This is a genomic window from Shewanella sp. SP1S2-4 (genome assembly GCF_031932075.1).
Taxonomy (GTDB): domain Bacteria; phylum Pseudomonadota; class Gammaproteobacteria; order Enterobacterales; family Shewanellaceae; genus Shewanella; species Shewanella baltica.
Genome location: NZ_JAUOET010000019.1, coordinates 1 through 9,820, shown reverse-complemented (window position 1 = coordinate 9,820; position 9,820 = coordinate 1). Strand labels below are relative to the sequence as shown.

The 9,820-nt window shown below is 46.4% G+C and carries 5 protein-coding genes and 1 rRNA gene; 4 read left to right on the top strand and 2 right to left on the bottom strand.

Annotated elements, in window-relative coordinates:
• Nucleotides 1-104: 104 nt before the first annotated feature.
• Both Q4Q52_RS15855 and Q4Q52_RS15850 read left to right on the top strand, forming a co-directional pair.
• Nucleotides 105-2,321 carry a patatin-like phospholipase family protein gene (locus tag Q4Q52_RS15855; RefSeq protein WP_172599623.1) on the top strand — a complete coding sequence of 739 codons (2,217 nt, stop codon included), beginning with the start codon at nt 105-107 and terminating at the stop codon, nt 2,319-2,321.
• Nucleotides 2,322-2,540: 219 nt separating this feature from the next.
• The gene (locus Q4Q52_RS15850) at nt 2,541-4,583 is read left to right on the top strand and encodes a M13-type metalloendopeptidase (protein ID WP_311991058.1); all 2,043 of its coding nucleotides are present in this window, start codon (nt 2,541-2,543) and stop codon (nt 4,581-4,583) included.
• Between the two features lie 80 nt (nt 4,584-4,663).
• On the opposite strand, the gene Q4Q52_RS15845 is transcribed toward Q4Q52_RS15850, so the two are convergent.
• A complete protein-coding gene (locus Q4Q52_RS15845; RefSeq protein WP_311991057.1) occupies nt 4,664-5,017 on the bottom strand; it encodes a DUF2845 domain-containing protein in 354 nt (117 codons plus the stop codon).
• Nucleotides 5,018-5,132: 115 nt separating this feature from the next.
• Complete coding sequence (gene hxpB, locus Q4Q52_RS15840) at nt 5,133-5,792, bottom strand: hexitol phosphatase HxpB (protein WP_259573609.1); 660 nt, start codon at nt 5,790-5,792, stop codon at nt 5,133-5,135.
• Nucleotides 5,793-6,226: 434 nt separating this feature from the next.
• On the opposite strand from hxpB, the gene acnB reads away from it, so the two are divergent.
• On the top strand, nt 6,227-8,824 hold the full coding sequence (gene acnB, locus Q4Q52_RS15835) for a bifunctional aconitate hydratase 2/2-methylisocitrate dehydratase (protein ID WP_107946394.1): 2,598 nt from the start codon (nt 6,227-6,229) through the stop codon (nt 8,822-8,824).
• A 910-nt stretch (nt 8,825-9,734) separates the two neighbouring features.
• Nucleotides 9,735-9,820, top strand: a 16S ribosomal RNA gene (locus Q4Q52_RS15830); the annotation flags it as partial.

The window sequence follows — 9,820 nt, the reverse complement described above, 5'->3', positions numbered from 1 at the left end:
ACAGTCTTATCACTAGTCGGTCCAGATAAAATATGACTGACGGTTAAATCGATAAGTTTGGTAATATAACTCGGATTTTTATCCCATAAAAAAGTAACCTCACCATGATGCGTCAACTACTCGCTTCTATTATTTTGTGTTTGTGCATGACTCCGTCGATGGCGGCAGAGCGCCTTAAAATTGGTGTCGTACTCAGTGGCGGCGGTGCTAAAGGCGCTGCCCATGTGGGGGTGCTCAAAATATTAGAAGAACATAACATCCCAGTCGATTACATCGCGGGCACCAGTATCGGTGCCTATGTCGCAGGCATGTACTCCTTGGGTTACAGCGCCAGCGAAGTCGAAGCGATCATGATGGGCGTTGATTGGGACAGTGGCTACTCGGATACTATCCCGCGCAATATTTTGAGTTATAGGGATAAACAGTTACGCGATCGATACAACATTCCGCTGAACATTGGTTATAACGAAGGCCAAGTAAGGGCGCCAAGTGGGTTGCTGCGTGGTCAGACTATGTCGCAGCTTCTACGTCAGTCTACCGATCTAGTACAGCAATTTGGTAATTTCGATGATTTAGCCATTCCCTACCGTGCAGTGGCGACCGATTTAGAAACTAGCTTACCTGTGGTGATCAGTCACGGCAGCATGGTCAAAGCCATGCAAGCCTCTGCGACGGTTCCCGGTGCGCTGCAGCCCGCTCAAATTGAAGGTAAGTTATTGGTCGATGGCGGTATTGCCAACAATATGCCTGTCGATGTCGTTAAGGCCATGGGCGCCGATATTATTATTGCCGTCGATATTGGTTCACCTCTGGTCAAAAAAGATAAATTAGACAGCACTATTGCCGTGCTCGATCAGCTCTCCAACTTTTTAACCAATGCCAGCACCGAAAAACAAAAACTGCTGCTGACTGATAAAGACGTGTTGATCCGTCCCGCGATCGACGCCCTCAGCACCACTGATTTCACTATCATGCCCTTGGCATTAACGCTCGGCAAAGAAGCCGCTAATGGACAGCTTGATAAGCTGAGCAGCATGAGCGTGAGCCCTGAGGAATATGCCGCCTATGTCGAGGCCAAAAAAGCCAAAGGTAAGTTGTTAATGGCGGATGTGCGTCATTCTGTTAATGAAATTGTCTTCGATAACCAATCTAAGGTGAGTCTGAATCTCTTAACGGAAACCTTGAACATTAAGCCTGGGCAAGCTGTGTCTAAGGACGAGCTCAATGAGGCGTTAAAGCGTATTTACTCCCTCAATAAGTTTGAGCGTGTCGATGCTGAGTTTGTCGAGGGTGAAGACGGCCGCGTACTGACTGTGACCACTAAAGCTAAGTCTTGGGGGCCAAATTATTTCCAATTGGGCTTTAACTGGGAGGATGATTTTAACTCTGAATCTGCCATCAGTTTTGACATGGCCTATACCATGACGGATTTGACCTTCAATGGCGGCGAGTGGCGCAATGAAATCAAACTCGGTATGGAAAAGTTGTTTGCGACTGAGTTCTATCAGCCATTAGACAGAGACCAACAATTCTTTAGCCGCGCCCGTTATCAATACGATACCCGTAATTGGGACTTATACGATAACAACAATCGCCTGCTCACCTTTGACAAGAAAACCCACACCATCGAACTCGGGATCGGCTACAACTACACCTCACAGGGCATGATTGAGCTGGGTTTAGTGGCGGAGAAGGGCGCGATAATTAATGATGCTTGGCTTTCAAGGGACTTGGATTTTAGCTCCTATGGAGCTTACTTTAGATTCGGCTACGACAGCTTAGACAGTATTAGTTTCCCGACGTCGGGTAATCGCGTGACCTTAAACGTTTATGTGCGCAATGAAGATTTCGATGACATTATCGACGATAACCAAAACGAATACAGTGTGCAGATAGAGGCCGACTGGAAGGGCGCCTTGAGTGTCGGCAATCATGCTTTTGTGGGTAAGGCATCGATTTCAACCAACGATAATGATGGGATGAACACGCTGCATCTATCTGAGCTGGGCGGATTTTTAAATCTATCTGGCTACCATAAAGACTCACTGACAGGCGCGCATAAAGTCTTTGGCGCCTTTGTTTATCAATATGATCTCGGGCGTGATGCGCTCGGAATGACAGATTATCCTTTGTATCTAGGTTGGAGTTTGGAGGCGGGCAATGTCTGGGATGAGCGCTCTGAAGTCACTCTTACCGATTTGATTTATGCATCGAGTCTCTACATTGGTACTGATACTTCCATGGGGCCTGCGGCAATCGGCTTTGGGATCACAGATCTTGGCGATAAGTCCTTCTATTTATTTGTGGGTAAAAACTTCTAGCGAGTGATGCGTGTGAAGATCTTAAGGGCATGACTGAGGTTGTGCCCTTACTTTTTGTGCGATGAAAATCCTAAACGACTTTGATGTCATCTTATCTAAATCAGTTCGCGCGTCGCAAAAGTGTCATATCCTTTTACAAAATCTTGCTACTGTGGGGCGTGGCAAGATGCTAAGGTTTTGCGGGAAAAATAATAACTCTTAAGGAAGCTGGGGAAAACAATGAAGAAGATAAGCACACTGGCACTGGGTATCGCCCTGAGTTTAGGTTTAGCCGCTTGTAGTACTGAGCCTAAAACTGAAGTCGCCGCGATTTCTGGCATTGAATTGCAAAACTTTGATGCCTCAGTTCGCCATCAAGACGATTTCTATTACAGCGTTAACGGTAAATGGTTGGCGAATACGCCTATTCCTGCCGACAAGTCTAACTACGGCGCATTTTCTGTGCTGTACGATCAAAGCCAAGATGCATTGAAAAAGATCATCGACGAAGCGGCCGCTAAAAAGAATCCCGCTGCTGGCTCGAATGAGCAAAAAATTGGTGATTTCAACGCTAGCTTTATGAATACCGATTTGCTTGAAACCTTAGGCGTTACTCCGCTTAAGCCATTGCTGGCCGATATTGCTGGCGCAAAAACACACGCTGATTTACCAGCCGTTATGGGTAAATTGTTGACGACCGGCTCTGGTATTCCCTTTGGTTTTTACGTCAATAATGACGCTAAAAACTCAACTCAGTACGCCGTATATCTAAGTCAGTCGGGCCTTACCCTCCCGGACCGTGATTATTACCTGAAAGATGACCCTAAGTTTGCCGCTAATCGCCAAGCCATGGCTAAGTATGTGACAGACATACTGACCGAAGCGGGATACAAGGACGCTAAACGCGCGGCTAAAAACGTTGCCGACATCGAAATGATGATCGCCAAAAGTCAGTGGAGCCGAGTGGAATCCCGCGACGCCAATAAGGCTTACAACAAGTTAGATCGCGCTGAACTGCAAAAGTTAACGGGTCAATTTGATTTCAATGCCTTCGCGACCAGCGCAGGTTTAGGCGACAAAGTCACTGACATCATAGTGCGCCAGCCCTCTTACTTCGAAAAACTCGGTGCAGACTTCGAGACCTTTCCTGTATCGGCTTGGCAGGATTATCTCGCGTTCCACTTAGTAGATAGCTACGCCGAGTTACTGAGCAAAAACTTTGTTGATTTGAACTTCGCCTTTAAGAGCAAAACCTTAATGGGTATCGAAGAGCAACAACCACGCTGGAAAAAGGCGGTTGATGGCGCCGACCAAGTGATTGGTGAGTTAGTGGGCGAAGAGTACGTTAAGCAATACTTCAAGCCAGAAGCTAAAGCGCGTATGGAAACTATGATCAAAAACTTGATCAAAGGTTTTGAGGTCAGCATTAATGAACTTGAGTGGATGACGCCAGAAACCAAAGTCGCCGCCCAAGAAAAACTGGCTAAGTTTACCTATAAAATCGGTTATCCAGATAAGTGGAAAGATTACTCAGGTTTAGATATCAAGGCTGACGAGTTAGTGGGTAACTACATGCGTTATGCTCAGTTTGAATATCAAGACATGATCAACAAGCTTGGCAAGCCAATCGATCGTACCGAATGGGGCATGACGCCACAAACGGTGAACGCTTATTACAGCCCAGTGAAAAACGAAATCGTATTCCCTGCGGCGATTCTGCAACCGCCATTCTTCAATATGGATGCCGATGATGCGGTGAACTACGGTGGTATTGGGGCTGTGATCGGCCATGAAATCAGCCATGGTTTCGATGACCAAGGTGCTAAGTACGATGGCGACGGTAACCTGCGTGATTGGTGGTCAGATAAAGACCGCGAAGAGTTCCAAAAACGCGGTAAACAACTGTCAGCGCAATACTCAGGTTATGAAGCACTGCCCGGCAAGTTTGTTAACGGTGATTTGACCTTAGGGGAAAACATCGGCGACTTAGGTGGTTTAACCGTAGCGGCACGCTCGTATCTAATGAGCCTCAACGGCAAACCCGCGCCAGTGCTTGATGGATTAACGGGTGAGCAACGCTTCTTTGTGGGTTGGTCGCAAGTATGGCGTCGTAACTACCGTGATGAAGAGCTGAGCCGTCGCTTGTTGACAGATCCGCATTCACCGAGTCACTACCGCGCTATGGGGACACCCCGTAACGTAGAAGCCTTCTATAAAGCTTTCGAGATGAAAGAAGGCGATGAAATGTATTTAACACCAGATGAGCGTGTAAAAATTTGGTAATACATGCAGTAGATTGAAATAAGAAAAGCCAGACAATGTTTGGCTTTTTTATTGATGACAATAATCAAGGATGCTGCTGATTAATGTCCGTAACCTAAGGATTCGATTTTTGTGACTTTATTATCAGTGGCATAAAGCCGGCGCATTAAGCGTGTCGGTCCAAAGTCATAGGTCCATTCTTGATACTCAGTCGGCAACTTGCTGGGATCGATCACTCGGTCGCCGTCTGAGTTGAGATAAGTCGCTGGCAGATTGTACTGGCGAATATCGCTGGGTGAGCCGCACTTCTCCTGCACAGTGGTTAAGGTATCGCCAGTGTTGACCACTTGTTGCTTGCAGTGCATAGCACCACCCGCATTAGCGGACAAGCTGACGGACATGAGTATTAAGCCCATGGGTAATAATACGGGTGATAATAAAGACAGGTACTTCATTGGCTCCCCTCTCGTACATACAGCATTCTGCTATTCATCCATATGGTAAAAACTCATTACCCATATGGCCAAAATTCAGCTTATCCGCCCAGTTAAGGCTAGGCGTGTTATGGCGTTATTGAGCTAAGAGTGTCGGCAAGGCCAATAAGTTCTCAGCCTGATGGTGGGCGATAACCCACTTAGCATCGCCTCTTTGCTCTGGCGCGGGGATCGCAAGCGTTTGCATATTGGCCGCTCGAGCGGCAATTAAGCCGTTAAAAGAATCTTCGATCGCAAGGCAATAGCGGGGATCGACATCGAGCGCCTTAGCGCAATTCAAATACACTTCAGGGTGCGGCTTGCCGTAGGTGAGGCCCTCGGCCGATTGCACCGCCATAAATTTATCGCTGAGTCCTAACTTAGAGAGCACCGCCTCGATAATGGTGTAAAACGAGGAGGTGGCTAAGCCGATTTTAAGACCCAGTGCTTGGCAGTGATCAATTGCTTCGTGAACGCCCAGCATAGCTTCGCCGCTAATCAGAATTTCACTCGCGACCTTATCAACAATCGCTTGGCTGACCTTGGCATTGTCGTAGTGAGGCCAAGGAGCCTTGTGGTACCAATAATCCACGCATTGGTCGATGCGTAAACCTGTGGTTTGTTGAATCGTTTCTATGGTCACGGGCACGCCAAGTGCGGATAACACTTCATACTCGACCTGCTGCCATAGGGGTTCTGAATCGATTAAAACGCCATCCATATCAAAAATAACGGCTTGAATGCTAAGGGATGTCATTGGTACTCCGATGGACTGGGGAAATAACTGAGATATGCAGTAAATTAAGCCTGAGTGTAAGTTCTCGCACTGCATCTTAAAAGCCAAAATGCCGCAAGATGAGAAAAATTTACACATATTTGATCTAGGGCGCTGAAAATTGCCTGTTCGATTTAAAATTAATGAAACATTGTTAACTATTTGTAGTGTATGGTTTTTTGTCTGTTTTCAAACTATTGTCTAATTTCACTTGTTTTAATATTCCCGTAAGTTGGCATTCGCCGCCGGATTTAGTCCTTATTTCGCTTTTTGCCGAGTGTGACCTGATTCATACTTTTGCAAAGCTGTAGTATACTGCAGGCCGGAAATACGGGTCGATCATGTCGGACTGTCAGCTTCAATTAAGAAGACGTGCAGTTTCGTTGTTAGAGCGCCAAACAAAGAGGAATGTTGCCGTGCTAGAAGCATATCGTAAACACGTCGCAGAACGTGCTGCAGAGGGCGTAGTCCCTAAGCCATTAGATGCACATCAAGTGGCTGAACTGGTTAAGTTAGTTCAAAACCCACCCGCAGGTGAAGAGGCTTTCGTTCTCGACCTGCTTGAAAATCGAATTCCCCCAGGTGTTGATGAAGCCGCTTATGTTAAGGCTGCTTTCTTAGATGCGGTTGCCAAAGGCACTGAAAAATCACCTATTTTGTCTGCTGAGCGTGCTACTGAGTTATTAGGCACTATGCAAGGCGGCTACAACATCGAACCTCTGATCGCGCAGCTGGATAACCCAGCGTTAGCACCTTTAGCCGTTAAAGCCTTATCTCACACTCTGTTGATGTTTGATTCTTTCCACGATGTGGTTGAGAAGATGGAAGCGGGCAATGAGTTTGCTAAGCAAGTGGTTGAAGCGTGGGCGAATGCAGATTGGTACTTAAACCGTCCAAAACTGGCCGACAAAGTCACTCTGACAGTATTTAAAGTCTCTGGTGAAACCAACACCGATGACTTGTCACCAGCACCAGATGCTTGGTCACGTCCTGATATTCCATTACACGCGTTAGCTATGCTGAAAAACGCCCGTGATGGTATCGAGCCTGACGTTGCTGGCGCCGTTGGCCCAGTGAAAAAAATCGAAGCGTTAAAAGCGCAAGGTTTCCCACTAGTCTATGTGGGCGATGTTGTGGGTACGGGTTCATCACGTAAATCAGCGACTAACTCAGTACTGTGGTTTATGGGCGATGATATTCCATTCGTACCCAATAAGCGCGCTGGCGGTTTCTGCCTTGGCGGTAAAATTGCACCGATTTTCTTCAACACTATGGAAGATGCGGGCGCACTGCCAATTGAACTTGACGTAAACAAAATGGAAATGGGCGATGTGATTGACATCTACCCATACGCCGGTGTGGTTAAGCGTCACGACAGCGACGAAGTGATTTCAGAATTCAGCTTAAAAACTGAAGTGCTGTTAGACGAAGTCCGTGCTGGTGGTCGTATTCCACTGATCATTGGTCGTGGTTTAACTGACAAAGCCCGTGAAGTATTAGGTTTAGGCGTATCTGACGTATTCGTGCGTTCACAAGACGTGGCTGATACGGGTAAAGGTTACACGCTAGCGCAGAAGATGGTTGGTAAAGCATGCGGCGTAGCTGGCGTGCGTCCTGGCCAATACTGCGAACCTAAGATGACTTCTGTCGGTTCACAAGATACCACAGGTCCTATGACCCGTGACGAGCTGAAAGATTTAGCTTGCTTAGGTTTCAGTGCTGATTTGACTATGCAGTCATTCTGTCACACTGCGGCTTATCCAAAGCCTGTTGATGTGAACACACATCATACTCTGCCAGATTTCATCATGAACCGCGGCGGTGTATCACTGCGTCCAGGCGATGGTGTTATCCACTCATGGTTAAACCGTATGCTGCTACCAGATACCGTTGGTACCGGTGGTGACTCACACACGCGTTTCCCAATTGGTATTTCATTCCCAGCAGGTTCTGGCTTAGTGGCGTTTGCTGCGGCGACTGGCGTTATGCCGCTCGACATGCCGGAATCAGTATTAGTGCGCTTCAAGGGCAAAATGCAACCCGGTATCACACTGCGTGATCTGGTCCATGCTATCCCATTAAAAGCCATTGAACTGGGCATGCTGACCGTTGAGAAGAAAGGTAAAGTCAATATCTTCTCTGGTCGCGTACTGGAAATCGAAGGTCTTGAAACCTTGAAAGTTGAACAAGCTTTCGAACTATCTGATGCTTCAGCTGAGCGCTCTGCTGCCGGTTGTACCATCAAGTTAGACAAAGAACCTATCATCGAATACCTGAACTCAAACATCATCATGCTGAAGTGGATGATCGCTGAAGGTTACGGCGATCGTCGTACCATTGAACGTCGTATCAAAGGTATGGAAGAGTGGTTAGCGAATCCTGAACTGATGAGCGCCGATAAAGATGCTGAGTACGCTGCAGTGATCGAAATCGATTTAAACGACATCAAAGAGCCAATCCTGTGTGCGCCAAACGATCCTGATGATGCAGTACTGCTGTCATCTGTTGCGCAAACTAAGATTGACGAAGTGTTCGTCGGTTCTTGTATGACCAACATTGGTCACTTCCGCGCAACCGGTAAGATGTTAGACAAGTTCGCTAAAACCCTGCCAACCCGTCTGTGGATTGCTCCACCGACTAAGATGGACAGAGATCAGCTGACTGAAGAAGGCTATTATGCGATTTTCGGTCGTGTAGGCGCGCGCATCGAGATCCCAGGCTGTTCACTGTGTATGGGTAACCAAGCACGTGTAGCTGAAGGTGCAACTGTGGTATCGACTTCTACCCGTAACTTCCCTAACCGTTTAGGTACAGGCGCTAATGTTTACTTAGCCTCTGCTGAACTGGCTGCGGTTGCTGCACTGTTAGGTCGCCTGCCGTCACCTGAAGAATATCAAGAATACGCCAAAGAGTTAGACGCCACAGCGGCTGACACTTACCGTTACTTGAACTTCGATCAAATCGAGTCTTACACTAAGAAAGCCTCTGAAGTGATCTTCCAGTCAGCCGTATAATCGATTACTGATAAGCTAACTTGATGTCAAAAGCCAGCGTAAGCTGGCTTTTTTGTGGGTAAGTTTCTCTCTGCGCATATATGTACAAATAACTTCTCTAATATAGTGATGCTTCGTCTCTTCCATATAACAGGCTAGGATTCCATAAATAACGAAGCATTAATAAATAAGCATCAATAGCCAAGTGCATCTGTCTTTAGGTTGTTCACTAAAGGCGCTATCCCAATCAGTGTCTGGCTTCACCTCACTGAATCTAGTTTTTGAAAGACCTGAACCTTCTATTTTCATATTTACCAACGGATCATCCCATGTGCTTTTGCTATGAATAATGTAGAGTAAAGGCATTATTTTGACTTAAATGTGGATAACTTTGGGGGTAAGTGGTGGGTATGGTGTGGTTAGATTAGATAATTAGAATTAACTGCAAATTTCCTTAAAAATAGGGGTTGCACAAAAAGTTTCACTCCCTATAATGCGCATCCACTGACACGGCAGACAGCGAAAGCCAGCTGACGAGTTAGGTTGAATTGAGTCGCTTTTAAGCATTTAATTCAAGCGCAGCAAGAAGTTGAAAAATACTCCTTGACGCGAAACGGGAAATGCGTAGAATACGCAGCCCTAGCCAACTGGAAGCGTTCGGCGCTCAGTGTGGTACTCAAGTCCTCTTACGGATATTGAATTGCTCTTTAACAAGATAAAACAAGAAATCTGTGTGGACACTCACAGGTGTTGAGTTAATCGAAACTGCTTAACCTTCGGGTTGGCAGTCAAAGAATTAAATCAATGATGAAGAGTGTTCATAGCAATATGTACATAATTTTGGTTTCGCTTTCTTCTCTTTATGAAAAGAATGCGGAAACAAATGACAGAATTCGTTGAGCCGTTTGACGTAAGTCAAACAACAAAACTTTAATTGAAGAGTTTGATCATGGCTCAGATTGAACGCTGGCGGCAGGCCTAACACATGCAAGTCGAGCGGCAGCGGGAAGATAGTTT